The organism is Halorussus sp. AFM4 (assembly GCF_051194995.1).
Lineage (GTDB): Archaea > Halobacteriota > Halobacteria > Halobacteriales > Haladaptataceae > Halorussus.
On the sequence record NZ_JBNTJT010000002.1, the window covers coordinates 322,973 to 339,606 of the forward strand.

The 16,634-nt window shown below is 72.1% G+C and carries 16 protein-coding genes; 6 read left to right on the plus strand and 10 right to left on the minus strand.

Features of this window, described 5'->3' with window-relative positions:
• Positions 1-55: 55 nt before the first annotated feature.
• A complete protein-coding gene (locus tag ACQUQF_RS09865) occupies positions 56-1,627 on the minus strand; it encodes an acyl-CoA thioester hydrolase/BAAT C-terminal domain-containing protein (RefSeq protein ID WP_435178261.1) in 1,572 nt (523 codons plus the stop codon).
• 294 nt (positions 1,628-1,921) lie between these two features.
• Here ACQUQF_RS09865 and ACQUQF_RS09870 point away from each other — a divergent pair, with 294 nt between their 5' ends.
• The 3 genes from ACQUQF_RS09870 to ACQUQF_RS09880 are packed head-to-tail and all read left to right on the plus strand — an operon-like array spanning position 1,922 to position 5,845.
• A complete protein-coding gene (locus ACQUQF_RS09870; protein ID WP_435178262.1) occupies positions 1,922-2,908 on the plus strand; it encodes an ABC transporter ATP-binding protein in 987 nt (328 codons plus the stop codon).
• On the plus strand, positions 2,905-4,803 hold the full coding sequence (locus tag ACQUQF_RS09875) for an ABC transporter permease subunit (RefSeq protein WP_435178264.1): 1,899 nt from the start codon (positions 2,905-2,907) through the stop codon (positions 4,801-4,803). Before ACQUQF_RS09870 ends, ACQUQF_RS09875 begins: the two co-directional genes overlap by 4 nt.
• A complete protein-coding gene (locus ACQUQF_RS09880; protein ID WP_435178266.1) occupies positions 4,796-5,845 on the plus strand; it encodes an ABC transporter permease in 1,050 nt (349 codons plus the stop codon). The genes ACQUQF_RS09875 and ACQUQF_RS09880 overlap by 8 nt, the downstream gene beginning before the upstream one ends.
• A gap of 34 nt (positions 5,846-5,879) precedes the next feature.
• Here ACQUQF_RS09880 and ACQUQF_RS09885 read toward each other — a convergent pair whose 3' ends face one another.
• Together ACQUQF_RS09885 and ACQUQF_RS09890 are read right to left on the minus strand one after the other, a co-directional pair.
• Positions 5,880-6,161, minus strand: a complete 282-nt coding sequence (locus ACQUQF_RS09885) for a hypothetical protein (RefSeq protein ID WP_435178267.1) — start codon at positions 6,159-6,161, stop codon at positions 5,880-5,882.
• A gap of 15 nt (positions 6,162-6,176) precedes the next feature.
• The gene (locus tag ACQUQF_RS09890; protein ID WP_435178269.1) at positions 6,177-6,410 is read right to left on the minus strand and encodes a zinc ribbon domain-containing protein; all 234 of its coding nucleotides are present in this window, start codon (positions 6,408-6,410) and stop codon (positions 6,177-6,179) included.
• A 147-nt stretch (positions 6,411-6,557) separates the two neighbouring features.
• On the opposite strand from ACQUQF_RS09890, the gene ACQUQF_RS09895 reads away from it, so the two are divergent.
• Positions 6,558-7,952: a cytochrome P450 gene (locus tag ACQUQF_RS09895; RefSeq protein ID WP_435178271.1), complete on the plus strand. Its 1,395-nt coding sequence runs from the start codon at positions 6,558-6,560 to the stop codon at positions 7,950-7,952.
• Positions 7,953-7,978: 26 nt separating this feature from the next.
• On the opposite strand, the gene ACQUQF_RS09900 is transcribed toward ACQUQF_RS09895, so the two are convergent.
• Together ACQUQF_RS09900 and ACQUQF_RS09905 are read right to left on the minus strand one after the other, a co-directional pair.
• Positions 7,979-9,316, minus strand: coding sequence for an MFS transporter (locus ACQUQF_RS09900; protein WP_435178273.1), 1,338 nt, complete (start codon positions 9,314-9,316; stop codon positions 7,979-7,981).
• 91 nt (positions 9,317-9,407) lie between these two features.
• Positions 9,408-10,343, minus strand: coding sequence for a winged helix-turn-helix domain-containing protein (locus ACQUQF_RS09905; RefSeq protein ID WP_435178275.1), 936 nt, complete (start codon positions 10,341-10,343; stop codon positions 9,408-9,410).
• A 95-nt stretch (positions 10,344-10,438) separates the two neighbouring features.
• Here ACQUQF_RS09905 and ACQUQF_RS09910 point away from each other — a divergent pair, with 95 nt between their 5' ends.
• Positions 10,439-11,893, plus strand: coding sequence for an FAD-binding oxidoreductase (locus ACQUQF_RS09910; protein ID WP_435178277.1), 1,455 nt, complete (start codon positions 10,439-10,441; stop codon positions 11,891-11,893).
• An 83-nt stretch (positions 11,894-11,976) separates the two neighbouring features.
• On the plus strand, positions 11,977-13,086 hold the full coding sequence (locus tag ACQUQF_RS09915) for an ATP-binding protein (RefSeq protein WP_435178279.1): 1,110 nt from the start codon (positions 11,977-11,979) through the stop codon (positions 13,084-13,086).
• A 54-nt stretch (positions 13,087-13,140) separates the two neighbouring features.
• Here the strand turns inward: ACQUQF_RS09915 and ACQUQF_RS09920 are convergent, their stop codons facing one another.
• From ACQUQF_RS09920 to ACQUQF_RS09940, 5 genes are all read right to left on the minus strand, one after another.
• Positions 13,141-13,674, minus strand: coding sequence for a nitroreductase family deazaflavin-dependent oxidoreductase (locus tag ACQUQF_RS09920; protein WP_435178281.1), 534 nt, complete (start codon positions 13,672-13,674; stop codon positions 13,141-13,143).
• Positions 13,675-13,772: 98 nt separating this feature from the next.
• Entirely contained in the window at positions 13,773-14,201 is a 429-nt protein-coding gene (locus ACQUQF_RS09925) for a DCC1-like thiol-disulfide oxidoreductase family protein (protein ID WP_435178283.1), read from the minus strand.
• A 97-nt stretch (positions 14,202-14,298) separates the two neighbouring features.
• Positions 14,299-14,661, minus strand: a complete 363-nt coding sequence (locus tag ACQUQF_RS09930; RefSeq protein WP_435178285.1) for a 2Fe-2S iron-sulfur cluster-binding protein — start codon at positions 14,659-14,661, stop codon at positions 14,299-14,301.
• A gap of 110 nt (positions 14,662-14,771) precedes the next feature.
• Positions 14,772-15,437 (minus strand): DNA protection during starvation protein, encoded by a 666-nt coding sequence (gene dps, locus ACQUQF_RS09935; protein WP_435178287.1) that lies wholly within the window; start codon positions 15,435-15,437, stop codon positions 14,772-14,774.
• A gap of 187 nt (positions 15,438-15,624) precedes the next feature.
• Positions 15,625-16,557, minus strand: a complete 933-nt coding sequence (locus tag ACQUQF_RS09940) for a hypothetical protein (protein WP_435178289.1) — start codon at positions 16,555-16,557, stop codon at positions 15,625-15,627.
• Positions 16,558-16,634 lie beyond the last annotated feature (77 nt).

The following is a 16,634-nucleotide window of genomic DNA, read 5'->3' on the forward strand; positions in this document are numbered from 1 at the left end:
CCCGTCCACCACCGCGCCGGAACTGATCGCCCCTCGCAGTCCGACGCCCGGACGCTCACGCCTCCGTCCGGAGACCCGCCCGCAGGTAGCGGAGTACCGTCGGCCAGGAGTCAGCGGCCGCGAACGCGTTCGCCGCGGGCGACCCGCCGTACGCCGGTCCCGTGAGGTCGCCCGCGTACGAGTAGTACGGCAGGTAGAAGACGTGGCCCGCGCCGTCGTAGGTCCGGAGCTGGTAGGGCGCGCCGTGGCCCCGCCGCCGGAGTCGGTCGACGGCCAGCGCCGACAGCACCGGGGCGGGCCACGTGGCGTCGTTCGCGCCCGCCAGGAGGAGGACGGGGCCGTCGATCTCCTCGACCGGAATCGCGGCCCGCCGGAGCGTCGACGCCTCGACGCGCTCGCGGACCGCAGCCAGGGCGCAGTCGGGCGTCTCGCACGAGTACCGGAGCGCCCGCACAGCGCGGAAGACGGGCCGCACCGCGTCGGCCCCGGCGACCGGGTCGCCGTCCCGGGTCCAGGCCGACCCCCAGTCCGTGACCGCGTTCGCCGCCTCGTTCACGCCCGGGCCGCAGACCCCGCTACCGGAGTAGCCGACCGCGACGGCCTCGCCCGGGAAGTCGGCCGCCGCGAGCAGCGCCGCCTCGACGCCGCGCGAGAAGCCGACGAAGCCCGTCCGGTCGTCCCGCACCCCGTCGCGGTCGGCGAGCCACCGGACCGCACGTCCGAAGTATTCGAGCGGGACATCGTCGACCGACGCCGGCAGGCCGTCCGCGCCGACGTACTGGAGCGCGAGGGTCGCGTACCCGTAGGTCGCCAGCTGGCGACTCAGCCGGTGGGGAACGACGGCTTGCGACCCGTGGAGCACCAGTACCCCCGGACGAGGGCCGTCGCCCGGCGGTCGGTAGAGCCAGCCGACGAGTCCGTCCGATTCGACGGTCCGGCGGGTCACGCCGGGGTCGGTCCGGACCCGGGTCAGCGTCGCCGTGGCCCGTCGTTCGCCGGCGGCGCGGGCGGTGAGCCGCACCTCGACCGTCGGCCGGTCGCCCCAGATGAAGGCCGCGTTCCCGCCTGCTGTCGGGGTTCGGGCAGTCGTCGTTCGGTTCGCGGGCAGTGACCCGGTCCGCGGCGGCGGCGGGGAGTCGGCTCGCGGCGTCAACCGGTGGAGGAGCATCTCGACGCCCGGCGGCTCCGGCGCGTCGAACCCCGGCCCCAGGGCGGTCCACCGCGAGTCGGACCGGTCCGGGCGCGTCGTCGCTCCGGCGGCTCGTGCGTCTCCGCGTCGTTCGGCGGTTCGCACGTCCTCGCCCCCTCCGTCGGTGCCCGCGTCACCGATCGTCGCCGCTCCGCTCGCGTCGGTTCGCCGGGTCCACGTGCGGGCGAACTCGACGCCCCGGGAGTCGGTCGCGGTCGCCGTCACCGCGACGTCGGCGTCCGGCGCGAACCCGGCGAGCCGAATCCGGACCTGTTCGCCGACGAGCGTCCGCGCCGGTACGCGAATCGACGGGTCTGTCGGCGGGTCCTCCCCGGCCTCCCTGGTCGGCGCTGCGGCCGTCGCTCCCGAGGGGCCGACGAGCGCCGTCGCGCCGAGGGCCGCGGCTCCGCGGAGCAGGTCGCGGCGGTCGCGTCTCATCGGTCGGCGTACGCGCTCGACGGCCGTAAAGACTAGCGGCTAACAGGTTCCCTGTCGTCGGCTCCGAGTGCAACTTCCACAGAACGAGGTCGCTTTCCCTCGTATCTATCCCTTGTCGCCAGAACCATTTAAAGGAGATCGACAGCGTTGGCAGGGCCGCCTCGGAAGTCTCACTTCGGTTTCGGTCGCCTCTCCGACGTACTTCCTCCCGGTCTCGCGACCACTCTCCTCCGCCGAGTACCGGCCGCCAACCACACAATCAAGTCCCCCCGGCGAACACTGGCCAATATTCCGATGATAGAAGTGAAAAATCTGCGAAAGGTGTACGGCGGATTCACCGCCGTCGAGGGGAGCAGCTTCTCGGTCCCCGAGGGCGAGGTGTTCGGCGTCATCGGCCCGAACGGCGCCGGCAAGACCACGACCCTGAAGATGCTCTCCGGGCTGGTCGAGCCGACCTCGGGCTCGGCGACCGTGGCGGGGTACGACGCCCGGGACCCCGAGATGCGCCGCCACCTCGGCTTCCTCCCCGAGGAGTCGCCGCTGTACGAGGACATGACCGCGGTCTCGTACCTGGAGTTCTTCGCCGACCTCTACGACGTGCCCGGCGACGTCGCGACCGAGCGCATCCACGACACGCTCGACCGCCTGGACCTCCAGCACCGCGACCGCAAGATCGGGGACATGTCGAAGGGGATGACCCGGAAGGTGGCCATCGCGCGCTCGCTGGTCAACGACCCCGACGTGCTGATCTACGACGAGCCCGCCAGCGGCCTCGACCCCCTGACGACGAACTACATCATCGAGTTCACCCGGGACCTCGCCGAGTCGGGCAAGACCGTCGTGTTCAGCGCGCACAACCTGTTCCACGTCGAGAGCATCTGCGACCGGGTCGCGGTGATGAACGACGGCCGCATCGTCGCCCGCGGCAGCGTCGAGCACATCCGCGAGGAGCACGGCCGGACCGAGTACCGCGTCTACACCACGGTCGAGGTCGCGGGCGCGACCCCGGTCGACGACGACACAGCGGTCGGCGACGCGCCTCGAACAACCGAGGCGGCGGGGCAGACGGGAGCGAGCGCGAAGACGGCCGGCGCGGTCCGCGGGGACGAGCGCGGCCGCTACTGCCGGGTCGTCGAGAGCATGGACGCCGTCGAGGAGACCAGAGAGCTCGCGGAGGCCGCCGGCGGCGAGGTGGCCGACATCCAGACCCACACGCCGAGCCTGGAGGACATCTTCCTCGACCTGGCGAGGGAGTCGCCGGGCGTGGAGGGCCGGCCGTGAAGCTGCGCAAGACCCTCCGCATCGCGCGCTGGGAGGTCTCGAAGAACGCGGGCCAGTTCGACCGCCGGACCGTCGCGGTGGCCGCGGTCGTCCTGCTCGCGGTGGGCGCGCTCACCCCGCTGGTCGCCAGCCAGGGCGTCACCCTCGACGACGGCATCTACCGCGTCGGCGTCTCGCAGGACAGCCCCTACTACGACCCGGTGGCGCGCGACCGGACCTTCGTCGCGGTCGAGCCGAGCGCCGAGCGGTTCCCCGAGCGGATCGACGTCCTGGTCCGGGAGGGCGGGGGAGTCGTCGCGGCGGACACCCCGAAGGGGAGGGCCGCGCTCGCGGAGTTCCGCAAGACGGTCAAGCGGTACAACGACGCGCTGATGGCCGCCGAGTCCGACCGGGCCGCCGCCTTCCCCGTCGAGGTGTCGGTGCGCTACCGCGCCCAGGACCTGGCCGGGGCGGCCGGCGGGGCCGGCGGAGCCAGGACGGACGGGTCCGCTCCGGTCGCCACGCGCACGACCCGCGAGGGCGAGATGCGGCTCGGCGGGGGCTCGGGCGGCGGAACCGGGAGCGGCGGATCGGGCGGTGGCGGTTCCGCGACCGCCTCGCCCGGCGGAGACACAGGGTCGGGCGGCACCGACGGCGCGGTCCGGGCGCCGTCGGTCGGCAGTAGCGGGTCGCTGTTCGGCGGGAACGCCCGGGCCGGCACGCCCTCGGACATCGCGCCGCCGTTCCCCTTCGAGTCGCTGGTGCTGGCGTTCGCGTTCGTCCTGCCGATGAACTTCGTCATCCAGGCGTACGCGTCGACCATCCTCGACGAGCGGATCAACGAACGGGGCGAGCTCCTGCTCGTCTCGCCGGTGTCGCGGGGCGACATCATCGCGGGCAAGACCCTGCCGTACTTCCTCGGGATGGTCGCCATCGCGTCGGTCACGGCGGTCGGCATCGCGGTGCTGACCCCCGCGGCCGACGGCGCGCTCGCGGTCGCCGAGACCGCCGCCGCGTCGGTGGCGGCCGTGGTCCCCATCGCGCTGCTGTTCCTGGCGTCGGCGTTCGTCGGCGGGATGTTCGCCCGGTCGTTCAAGGAGCTCACCTTCGTCACGGTGACGCTGTCGGTGTTTCTCACCTCCTACGCGTTCATCCCGGCCATCTTCACCGACGTCCACCCCATCGCGGCCATCTCGCCGCTGACCCTGGTGGTGGAGGCCCTGCAGGGCACCGCGTTCTCGCTCGGCGACTACGCGTTCTCGACCGGGCCGCTCTACCTCTCGGCGGGCGTGCTGTTCGCCCTGGGCGCGGGCGTCTACCGCGAGGAAGACATGTTCACCCAGCGGTCGGTCCCGCTGAAGTTCCTCGACGCCCTCGACGGACAGATAACCCGGCGGCGCTCGGTCGCGAAGCTGAGCGCGCTGTCGATTCCCTTCGTCTTCGTCGGCGAACTGCTCGTGGTCGCGCTGCTGTTCGCGCTCCCCGTCTCGCTGTCGATGCCGGCGCTGCTCGTCGCCATCGCGCTGGTCGAGGAGGTCGCAAAGAGCGTCCACGTCTACGCCGGGTTCGCCCACTCGCGGTTCGAGCGGACGTTCCGGTCGGCCGCGGCGCTGGGCTTGCTGTCGGGGCTGGGCTTCTTCGTCGGCGAGAAGGCGACCGCGGTGGCCCAGCTCGTTGGCCTGCCGAACCAGGCGCTCGGCAAGGCCGCGTTCGGCACGGTGACCGGCCTCGGCATCGAGGCGTCGCCGCTCGTGCTGGTCGGGCTCTTCCTCGCGCCGCTGGTCCTGCACGCCGTGACGGCGACGATGACCGCGGCCGGCGCGACCCGCGACCGCAACTGGTACCTCGGGACGCTGGCGGCGGCGACGCTGGTTCACGCCGCCTACAACCTAACGGTGGTGAGCTACCTTGGGTGAGCGCCTGACGGTCGCCGGCCGCGAGCTCGCGTCGCTCCGGAGCGAGAAGACCATCGTGCTCGCCATCCTCATCCAGCTGTTCGTCGCGGCGTTCTCGTCGTTCCTCGCCGTGGGACTCGTCTCGCTGTACGACCCCGGCTCGGTGTCGGACCAGTTCGTGGTGGAGTTCGGCGTGACCGGCGACGCGGGCGACGACCTCGCGCCGGTCATCGAGCGCGAGGACGGCTGGCGGGCGGTGGAGTACGGCACCGAGGAGGCCGCGATGACCGACTTCCGACAGGGGGAGATCCACGCTGTCCTCCGGGTCGACCGGTTGCCGGACGGGCGAGCCAGGGTGCAGGCGGTCGCACCGGACGGCAACGTCCGGACGACGCTGGTCGTGACCCAGATCAAGGGCGTGATGGAGGCGTTCGAGCGCCACGAGCGCGGCCGGCTCAGCTCTCGGCTGGAGCGCCAGCCGGTCGAGTTGCCGCCCGACTCGTCGTCGAGCCCGTACTTCGGGTTCACCTACACCGTGCTGGTGCCGCTGCTGACGTTCCTGCCGGTGTTTCTCAGCGGGAGCGTCGCGGTCGACGCCATCGCCGAGGAGTTCGACCGGGGCACGCTCGAACTGCTCCGGGTGACGCCGCTGACCCCGACCGACATCGTCGACGGCAAGATGCTGGCGATGGGCGCGCTCGCGCCGGTCCAGGCCGGCGCGTGGCTGGCGCTGCTGTCGTTCAACGGGACGGCGATCGCCAACCCGGTCGAGATCCTGGTGCTCGTGACCGGGCTGTCGGTCGGCGTGGTCACGATGGGCGCGACCGTGGCGCTGGCGTTCCGCGAGCGCAAGCAGGCCCAGTTCCTCTTCTCGATGGGCGTGCTGGTCGCGTTCAGCGCGACCTACCTGCTGCCCGAGTCGCCGCCCAACGCGGTGGCGAAGCTCGCCATCGGGAGCCCGACCCGGCTGACCCACCTCTCGGTGGTCGCCTACGTGCTGGTCGCGCTGGTCGCGTTCGTCGGCCTCCGGCGGGCGGTGGCGGCGCGCGGACTGGGGGAATAAGCGGCCGGGGTCCGCGGTCGCCGCGATCTCTCGCTCACCTGTCGTCGCGGTCGTCGCCCCAGTGATTGCCGCGGTCGGCACCCCGGTGGTCGCCGCGGTCGGTGTTCAACGGCGCGTCGAGGTCGTTGTCGCGGTGGGCGCCGGGGTCGGAGGGCCGGCCGGTACCGCCGTCGGTGTCCCGGCGGGCGACGCGCTCGGCCGACTCGCGGTCCATCACCCGTCGCCGGTCCGTCTCGGCGTCGACCAGGGCGTACAGCACTAGCCCGCCGCCGACCGTCAGCAGCAGCATCAGCGCGACGGCGAGGAGTTCGATCATCGGTCCGGGGCCGGTTCAGCCGAGGAACACGTCGACGATGTCGCTGCCGGCCGATCCGGTGTCGCGGTACAGCTCGGAGTAGCCGCAGTTCAGGCACGAGACGACCTTGAACTGGTTGGTCTGGATGTCGAACATCTTCGAGAGGCCGCCGCCGGTCGTCGAGATGGTGCCGACGTCGGTCTCGGTGTGGCCGCACTTCGGGCAGCCTCGGTCGTCGTCCGCGGGGTCAGGGCTTTCGTCGAAGGGCATGCGCCGAAGTTCTTTCGGAGTTGTCAAGAACTTTGTGGAGAGCGGGTCGAGGAACCCGGTGCTCGGCGAGCGGGAGCGTGAACCCGAGACGGGTTGGAAACCGTTGCTAACGCCGGCTACTTGGCCCTGCGGCGCCTACTGCCGGCCATGACTGACCGAGGACGCGGTCGGACCCCGCCCGGCCCCGACGGGCTCCCGCTCGTCGGCAGCCTCCCCGCCTTCGCCCGCGACCAGTTCGGCTTCGAGCGCCGGATGCACCGGGAGTACGGCGACGTGGTCCGCTGGAAGTTCCCCGGCGGGTGGACGTACCACCTCTCGCACCCCGAGCACATCGAGCACGTGCTGGTGCAGAACAACCAGAACTACGTGAAGGGCGAGGCGTTCCAGGAGACGCTCGGCCCCGTGCTCGGCAACGGGCTGCTCAACAGCGAGGGGGAGTTCTGGCGGCGCCAGCGCCACCTGGTCGAGCCCGCGTTCCACCCCGACCGGATCGCGACGTACGCCGAGATGATGGTCGACGTCACCGAGCGCACGACCGAGACGTGGCGCGACGGGGAGACGCGGGACGTCCACTCGGAGATGACCGCCCTGACGCTCGAAATCGTCGGGCGGACCCTGTTCGGCGTCGACCTCCGCGACGAGTCCGAGCGCGTCGGCGAGGCCCTGGAGGTCGTGATGGCCGCCTCGGAGTTCTCGCTGACCGACCTCCTGCCCGACCGGGTGCCGACGCCCGAGCGCCGTCGGTTCGAACGGGCGGTCGGGACGCTCGACCGGGTGGTCGACCGCATCGTCGCCGAGCGCCGCCGGAACCCGACCGACGAGGACGTGGTGTCGAAGCTGCTGGCGGCACGCGACGAGCGCGGCGACGCGATGTCCGACCGCCAGGTCCGCGACGAGGTGATGACCCTGCTGCTGGCGGGTCACGAGACCACCGCGCTCGCGCTCACCTTCACCTTCTTCCTGCTGGCCCAGCACGGCGACGTCGAGCGGAAGCTGGTCGCCGACCTCGACGAGGAACTGGGCGGCGAGCCCCCGACGGTCGCCGACCTCGACGACCTGCCGTACCTCGAGCGGGTCGTCACCGAGTCGATGCGGCTCTACCCGCCGGTGCCGGGCATCGTCCGCGAACCGGTCGCGGACGACCGCGTGGGCGACTACCGGATCCCGGCGGGCGCGACCGTGAGCATGAGCCAGCACGTCGTCCACCGCGACCCGCGGTGGTACGACGACCCGATGGCGTTCCGGCCCGAGCGCTGGACCGACGGGTTCCGCGAGTCGCTGCCCCGGCTGGCGTACTTCCCGTTCGCGGCCGGACCGCGCCGGTGCGTCGGCGACCGGTTCGCGCTGCTGGAGGCCCGGACGGTGCTGGCGACCATTCTGCAGGAGTACCACCTCGAACTCGTCTCCTCGCCCGCGCTCGACCTCCGGCCGAGCATCACCGCCCGGCCGCGGAACCCGGTGGAGATGAAGATCCACGAGCGGGCGGGCAGCCGGTGGGACTACTCGCCGGCCGAGGGGGACACCGAGGTCTCGGCGGACTGAGGCGGTCTCCACTCCCCGCTCGGAACTCACCCCAGACCGAGCACCGCCTCGTCTGCCTCCGCGACCGGCGGGAGCGTCCGGATTCGGGGCCGGCCGAGGAAGTAGACGGTCAGGAAGCCGGTCGCCGCCGCCACCCCGTAGAGTCCCGACTCGACGCCGAACGCGCCGGCCAGCGACCCGCCGACTAGCGAGCCGACCGGCGCCATCGCCGCGCTCCCGCTCGACGCGACCGACGAGACCCGGGCCAGCATGTCATCGTCGACCGCCGACTGGAGCATCGAGAAGAAGACCACGTTGAACGCGCCCGTCGGGACGAACGCCGCGAAGAACAGCGCCGCGGTCGCCGGCGTCCCGTCGACCCGGACCGCCCCGAACAGGCAGGCCGTCGAGACGCCGAACCCGACGACCGAGAGCCGGCCGAACGGGTACCCCTCGACCGCCGACGACCCGGCCGACCCGACGAGGCTGCCCGCGGCGACCGCCGCCATCAGGAGGCCGTAGGTTCCCGGACCGCCGAGCGAGTCGGCGAACGCCGGGAGCACCGCCAGCATCGCGCCGAAGCTGAAGTTGACGACGACCGCGCCGAGGACCATCGACGCGACGGCCGACCCGCGGAGGTAGTCGAACCCCTCGCGGAGTCGGTCGACGTAGTCGGCGAAGACGCCGTCGGCGGGGTCCGAATCGCGGGCGGAGCCAGGGTCGTCGGTCAGATCCGCCTCGTCGGCGGGGTCCTCGCTCGACGCCTCGTCCGACTCCGACCGTCTGGCCGGCTCCGACGGGCCGGCCGGCTCCCTGGCGTCGACTGCGAGCCCGCGGAACAGGGCGAGCGCCGCGACGAACGTCGCCGCGTCCACGACGTAGATGGCGACCGCGCCGACGACCGCGACGAGCACCCCGCTGGCGGCGTTGCACACCATATCGAGGCTCTGGCCGGCGGCCGAGAACAGCGAGTTGGCCCGGACCAGATCGTCGTCGTCGACGATCCGTGGGAGCGCGGCGGTCATCGCGGGCGAGTCGAACTGCGAGACCAGCGACAGCACCGGCACGACCGCCAGGACCACCCAGACCGAGAGGTGCCCGGTCGCGGCCGCGACCGGAACCGCGAGCACGCCGACGGCCTGTGCGGCCTGCGTGCCGACGAGGACGCGCCGGAGCGACCACCGGTCGACCAGCGGACCGGCGAGGAACCGGAGCGCCTGGGGGCCGAGCGTCAGGAAGCTGGCGACGCCCGTGTAGAACGACGATCCGGTCAGGTCGAAGACGAGCCACATCGCGGCGATGGCGTAGAGGCTGTCGCCGGCGTTGGTGACGACCCGGCCGACGAACAGGCGGACGAACGCGGGGTTCGAGCGGAGGGTTCCCATGGACGTGGACAGCGCCGCGCCGCCGATAAGTGTTTGTAGAACAACATTTCTGTGACGCGGATTGCAGAAACGCGATTCTATTTTCAGTCTGTCATTTCTCCCGCGTTTCGACCAGGTTCACGTCCTCGTCGAACGCGAAGACCCGCGTCTCCTCGCCGAGCGTCACCGACACGTCGACGCGGAGGGGGTCCCGGCTCGCGACCGTCGCCGCCTCGGGACCGATCCAGTCGAGGTCCCACAGGGGCGTGTCGCGCACGTCGACGCCGCGGTCGTAATGGAAGTCGACTATCGCGGGGTGGAGGACGGTCGCGGAGGAGAACGAACTCTTCACGTGGTACCCGCACCGGTCGCAGTCGTACTCCACCGAGACGAAGGGCGCCCACTCGGCGAGCGACTCTCGGACGTCGTCGGGTTCTTGTACGACGACGGTCGCGTCCAGTCGCCCGTCGCAGTTGTAACAGAACCCGAAGTTCACGCCCGACTGGTTGCGTTTGAGCCACCGGTCGACGACCCGGGGGACGTCGTCCGGAGCGACGCCCTCCAGCACTCCCGGCGGGATGGGAGTGTTGGTGTACGTGAACTCGCACTCGGTGCAGCCGATGTCGACGCCGTCGTCGCGGAACTCGGTCGCCATCTCGTTCCCGCAGACGAGGCACGCCGAGTCCATCTCCACGGGGTCGGCCTCCAACGCCTTCGTGTATCCGCCCGACAGCACCGCACCCACGATTCGGCGCCCGGGCGCCGCGAGCCCGTAGCCCTCGTCGCCGTTCCGGACGAACCGTCCGGAGAGCTTTCCGAGGTGGTAGTTGAACTGGCCGGGGTCGTCGACGCCGACGCGCTCGCGGAGTTCGGAGAACGCGAGCGGGTCGTCAGCGTCGTTCAGCGTTTCGAGGATGCGGAACCGGGTCTCGTGGGCCAGGAGCCCGAAGGCCTCGTCCGGCGGGAGTCGCTCTACGACGACCTCGTCGGAGTCACGACCGGCGTCGCCGGTGGCAGAGGGTTCGCGCCCGTCGTCGGAGTCGGACATGTCGCGTCGTTTGGTCGGACTGATTATAAATCGTCACGGACCCGTCACTCGCACACCGGTCCAACGTTTAAGCCGTCACCGGTCAACGATAGCGTATGGCACACGACTGCTCGTTCCTCGCGGACCTCGACCTCGACGGCGAGGCGTCGTTCGGCGACTCGGCCCGCGAGAACCACGCGACCGACTTCGGCGCCGAGGAGCGCGGCCGGGGCGTCACCCCCGACGCCGTGGTCTGGCCCGAATCGACCGCCGACGTGTCGGCCGTCCTCGCGGCCGCGAACGACCGGCGGGTCCCCGTCACGCCCTACGCGGCGGGGACGGGTCTGGAGGGCAACGCCGTGCCCGCCCACAGGGGCATCAGCCTCGACCTCTCCCGGATGGACGCGGTGCTGGAGGTCCGCCCCGACGACTTCCAGGTCGACGTCGAACCCGGTATCCTCGGCGCGGCGGTCGACGAGGCGGTGGCCTCGGACGGACTGTTCTTCCCGCCGCTGCCATCGTCGGGCGACATCTCGACCATCGGCGGGATGATCGCCAACGACGCATCGGGCATGAAGACCGTCAAGTACGGCGAGGTGAGCGACTGGGTGCTGGCGGTCGAGGCGGTGCTGGCCGACGGGTCGGTTATCACTGCGGGGAGCAGGGCCGCCAAGACCTCCAGCGGCTACAACCTCAAGGACGTGCTGGTCGGGAGCGAGGGCACCCTCGGGGTCGTCACGCGGGCGACGCTCGAACTCGCCGGCCGCCCCGAGCAGATCCGGGGCGCCCGAGCGCTGTTCCCGACGCTCGACGACGCGGCCGCGGCGGTCTTCGACGCGGTGCGCTCGGGCGTCGACGTGGCGAAGATCGAGCTCATGGACGCCACCTCCGCCCGGATGGCCAACGCCTACACCGGGACCGACCTGCCCGACGTGCCGGCGGTCTACCTCGAGTTCCACGCCAACCACGGCGTCGAGCGCGAGATCGAGTTCTGTCGGGGCGTGTTCTGCGACCACGACGTCGAGCGCTTCGACGTGGCCGACGAGGACGAGATGGACGACCTCTGGCGGGCCCGCAAGGAGATGGCCTACGCCCTCCAGCTCTGGGACCCCGACCTGTCGCCGCTCCACCCCGGCGACGTCACCGTCCCCATCAGCGCGTACCCCGAGATGGTGTCGTACGTCAAGGAGCTGGCCGACGAGCGCGACCTGGTAGTGGCGTGCTTCGGCCACGCGGGCGACGGCAACCTCCACTACACGGTGCTGGTCGACGAGGACGACGAGGAGCAGGTCGAAGCCGGCACCGAGATGTACGAGGCCGCCGTCGAGAAGGCCATCGACCTCGGCGGCACCGCCACCGGCGAGCACGGCATCGGCCTGGGCAAGCGGAAGTTCCTGGAGACCGAGCACGGCGCCGAGTCGGTCGAGGCGATGCGCCGGCTCAAGCGGGCGTTCGACCCCCGCGACACCCTCAATCCTGGCAAGATGTTCCCCGAGACAACCGAGGGCGGCCGGGTGCGACTCGACGTCCCCGGCGACGACACTCCGCCCGGGGCCGACGACGCCTCCTGATCGAGTCGCGTTCTGTTCATCCCCGTCGGGACGCGGGTGCGTTCGGCCCAACACTGATGGCCCGGTCGCTGGAACGCTACCGTATGCGGGGTCGGTCTCTCGAAGGGAGAGCCTCGGCCGTCCTCCTGGCGGTCGGCGCGGCGCTGTTCGCCGCGTCGATGGCCCACCACGCGACGGAGGTCGGTCGCATCGACCGGTTGAGCGGCCCCACGCTGGCGTTCGCGCTCGACGGGACCCTGGCGCTGGCCGTCGTGTACGCCGGCTTTCGGCTGGACGACACCGACCTGCGTCCCGAGCACCGGTGGCGCGTCGTCGGGGGCTGCCTGCTCGGCGTCGGCGTCCTCGTCGGGACCACCGGCGCCGGCATCCTGGTCCGCCGGCTCGAAGGCCGGGCGGTGTCCGAGCCCGCGTTCCAACTGCTGCTCGCCGCCGGCGCGGGCGCCGTCGCCGGCCTGGTCGCCGGCTACTACGAGGGCCGGACCCGGACGCACGCCCGGCGGGCCGACCGGGCGCGGACGACGCTGCGGTTCGTCAACGACCTCCTCCGACACGACGTGAAGAACCACGTGAGCGCCATCGTGGTCCACGCCGACGTCGTCCGGGGCGAGAGCGACAGCGACGCGGTGGCCGACTCCGCGACCGTCATCCGCGAGCAGGCCGACGAGATCACGGCGGTCGTCGAGAACGCGGGCGCGGTCGCCGAGGCGCTCTCCGAGGACGGCGACGTCGGCCGGGTCGACCTCGCCGCGGTCGTCGCCGACGCGGCCGAGCAGGTCGCCGACCGGTTCGGGGTGACGGTCGCGACCGACCTGCCGGACCGCGCGCCGGTGGCCGCCAACCGCGCGGTCGAGTCGGTCGTCGCCAACCTCGCGGAGAACGCCGCCGAGCACGGGGCGGGCGGCCGGCGGGCCGCGACCGACGGCGACGGGGAATCCGACGCTGGCCCCCGGATCGAACTCTCGGTCGCGGTGCGGGACGAGTCGGTCCGGCTCCGGGTCGCCGACGACGGGCCGGGCGTCCCAGATTCGCGGAAGGCCGACCTCTTCGCGCCCGATCCCGACCGCAGCCACGGCGGCGGGCTCCACCTGGTGCGGACGCTCGTCGAGAGCTACGGCGGCGACGTCCGGGTCGAGGACGGCGACGCGGGCGGCGCGGCGTTCGTCGTCGACCTGCCCCGCGCGGACGACGAGTGACGCGCGAACCGTTCCGGTGCGGTCCGCGGGTGACCCGTTCGTCCGGCTGTCGGCTCAGTCCATCCGCCGGGCGGCCCGCCACAGCGCCCACGCCGCCAGCGCCGCGCCCGCGAGGCCGGCCAGCGCGGGGCCGGTGGGATGCTCCTCGGTCGCGTCGCGGTACTCCGCGGGGAGCTCCTCGGCGCGGTCCATCCGGAGGTACCGGTCGGCGCCGGCCCCCTCGATGAGCCGGCGCTGCCACGCCGGGAACGCCCCCGACGCCGCGGCCGGGGTCACCAGCCGGGGCGACTCGGCGCGGTAGGCCCGGCCGCCGTAGACGACGACGCACTCGTCGGCCGCCCGGACGTTCCGGTACCAGTCGGCGTCGGTCCCGTAGGGCAGGGGGACGACGAACCGGTCGCCGTGAGTCCCCACCAGCACGGGCGTGTCGTAGCGCCGGCCCGACCGCCGGCCCACGTGGCGGACGATGCCGTACGGGACGCCCCGCCGCCCGGCGAGTCGCATCGCCGCCGGGTTCAGGAACCGCCTGTTGACCTCGCGGACTCGGTCCTGCGCCTGTCGGTCGCGTGACTCGGTCTCTCCCGCCATGGTGACCTACGGAAGGACGCTGACCGACTTAACCGTGTCCGCGGGTCGAGCGGACGAGGGACGCGGACCGCGTTCCCGTCGGGGCCCGGAGGCGAGGGCTACCGGCCGACCTTCGCGGTGTGCCAGGCGTTCGCGGCCAGTTCGTCGAACGCCTCGGCGGCGCCGTCGGCCATGGGGTACTCGCCGTGGTACGGGTCCGGGTCGCCCTCGACGCCGGTCACCGTCCGGACGGCGTCGGCCATCGACTCGTAGTTGTCCCCGACGATGTCCTGCACCAGCACTGGCATCCCGGCGCGGTCGCAGAGCTCGCGGGCCGCCTCGCGGCCGACGTACACCCGGCACTCGCGCTCGTCGGCGAACACCAGCGCGAACGGCGCCTCGCCGAACTGGGCCGCGAGGAACGCCTGGGCCGGGTCGTCCGCCCACTCGACGGCGCCGACGCCCTCGACGCGCCGGAGCGCGGTGGCGGCCGCCGAGCAGAACGGGCACTCCCCGTCGTACACGAGCACGCCGTGGTAGTCGGTCATGCCCGGCGGTACGGCGGCGAATCGTAAAACTGCGGTGGGGTGTTCGGGAGTAACGCGTCGGGGAGAGCTCCGGCAGGACGGCGAGGTTGCGGGTCGATCAGCGCTTCGACCGGCCCGGCGGCCTGTCGTGGGCCGCCCGGTGGTCGAGCATCTCCTCGTACTGGCAGGCCCGGATGCGGAGGTCCGACTCGGGCTTGGCGGTGCAGGGGAGGATCATGCCGGCCGCCTCGTCCGCCTCGTAGTAGCGCTGGGCGTCCGACTGGTCGACCTCGCCCTCCAGCAGTTCGGCGGCGCAGGTGGTGCACCAGCCCTGCTGGCAGTCGGCGGGGAGCCAGACCCCCTCGCTGCGGGCGGCCGAGAGCACGTACTCGGTCTCGGGCACCTCGATCTCGACGGTCTGGCCGGCCTGCTCTATCTCGGCGTCCTCCGGCACCTCTATCGCGACGGTGTGGCTGCTCACGCCGTGGTTTAGTGGCCTCCGAGGGATGAACGTGTTGGCGTCGGTGGAAAATAGCGGCGGTCGGTTCTCGGTGTCGCGCCTCGCACGCGACGCGGAACGCGGGCCGACGGTTACGCCGAGTCGTTGATGCGGCGGTTGGTCGAGTAGGGCGCGTCGCCGGGCTCGCCCCGGACGAAGTGGCCGGCGGGGTTGGCCTCGCCGTCGCGCTCCATGGAGAGCAGCTCGACGAACCACGCCTCGTGCTCGATCTCCTCCTGGAGGATGCGACTGGCCATGTCGTAGGTCCGCGGGTCCTTGCCCTGGGTCATGTCGCAGATCTCCGACCAGGTCCGGATGGCGCACCGCTCGGCCTCGAGGAGGACCTCGAGGATCTCGGTGGCGCCGGCGTCCTCGTTGATGTCGTCGGGCGTCTCGCCCTCGTAGGGCGTCGGCAGCTCGGCGTGCGGGCACGACGCCCGGCCCATGAAGTCGTTGATGTCGCCGGGGAGCGAGCCGCCGAGCTCGTACACCCGCGGCGCGACGAGCTCGAAGTGCGCGCGGTCCTCCAGCCGCGCGTCCTCGGTGATCTCCTTGTAGTCCTCGTGGCCGGCGAGGTGCATCCGGAGGTTGGTGTAGTAGTAGTACGTGCTGAACTCCGCGCCGATGGCGTCGATGAGTCGCTCTCGGAGCTCCTCCGGGTCGAGCCCGCGCTCCTCGAGCGCCTGCATCCCCACTCGCTTGCTGGTGTCGCCCGGTTCGACGCTGCCTGAGCCGTGTCGCCGTTCGTCGTCTGCCATTGGTTTCTCCCCCGAACGTGGGCACGACTCTCATTCCCTTAATAATTCTTCCCAGATAACGAACACCGGTTCCGAATCCGGAAATTCAATTGGGGGTCGCGGAAATCCGGGCGGGTTGGTGGCCGCGACCCTGCCTGCGTTCCGCCGCCCGCGTCCGACCGCCCGCCGAGCCGGACGGTACTGCCGGTCAGCCACCCCGCACCTGCGGCCGGACGACGTCCGAGTCGTCCCCGTCGGCGGTGGTCCCCGGACCGGTGTCCCCGACCACCGCGACGGTCGCCTTCCGGACGCCGGCGACCGAGTCGAGTTCGAGGCGCACGCGCTCGGCGTCGGGCGAGTCCGACGCGTCGACCGTCCACGTCCGTTCGCGGCTCTCGTCCGCGGGGACCGCCACCGACGCCCGGTTGGGGCCGTACACCGGCCCGAGTTCGTTCAGGCTGGCCCGGAAGACGCCGTCGCCCTCGCCGACGTTCTCGACCTCTGCCGACACGTCGAACGACGCGCCCGGGGCGACCCGATCCGGCGCGTCGAACGCGGCCAGTTCGAAGTCGGCCGGCGGCGCGCGCAGGGCCGACACCGCGGCGTCGCCGAGCGACCGGTCCCGACCGTCGTAGGTCAGCGCGACCTCCTCGGCGTCGAGCGGGTTCGGCACCTCGAAGGCGACCCACCCGGGCCGGTCCTCGCCGGCGCGGTAGACCGACCCCAGGCCGGTGAGTCGCCGGGGACCCCCGACGTCGCCCGGCGCGACGGTCCCCCAGAAGTGGCGGTCGTCGGCGACCAGCGCGACGTCGCTGGGTCGGGGCGAGTCGGTCCGCGGCCGGACCCGGACGAACGCGAACTGCGTCCCCTCCTCGGCCTCGACGCCGACGGTCTGCGGGCCGTCGAGGTAGAAGAACGACGAGCGGACGGCGACCGGTTCGAGTTCGACGGCCGGGGCTTCCGTGGTCGGTTCGGGGGTCGTCGACCGCGTCTCGGGGCTCCCGATCGTCTCGTCGGACCGCCGGCGCTCGGTCTCGGTCCCGTCCGGCCAGTCGTCGAGTTCGCCGACGCAGCCGGCGAGGCCGGTCGCCGCGAGTGCGCCGGCACGGAGGAGGGCACGCCGACTCCGACGTCGTGTCATCTGTTCCCGACTTTGAGGATGGCCAAGATAAGTTTTGTGACATCCTGGATCGGCACGGAGGTTCAAATACGAAGACG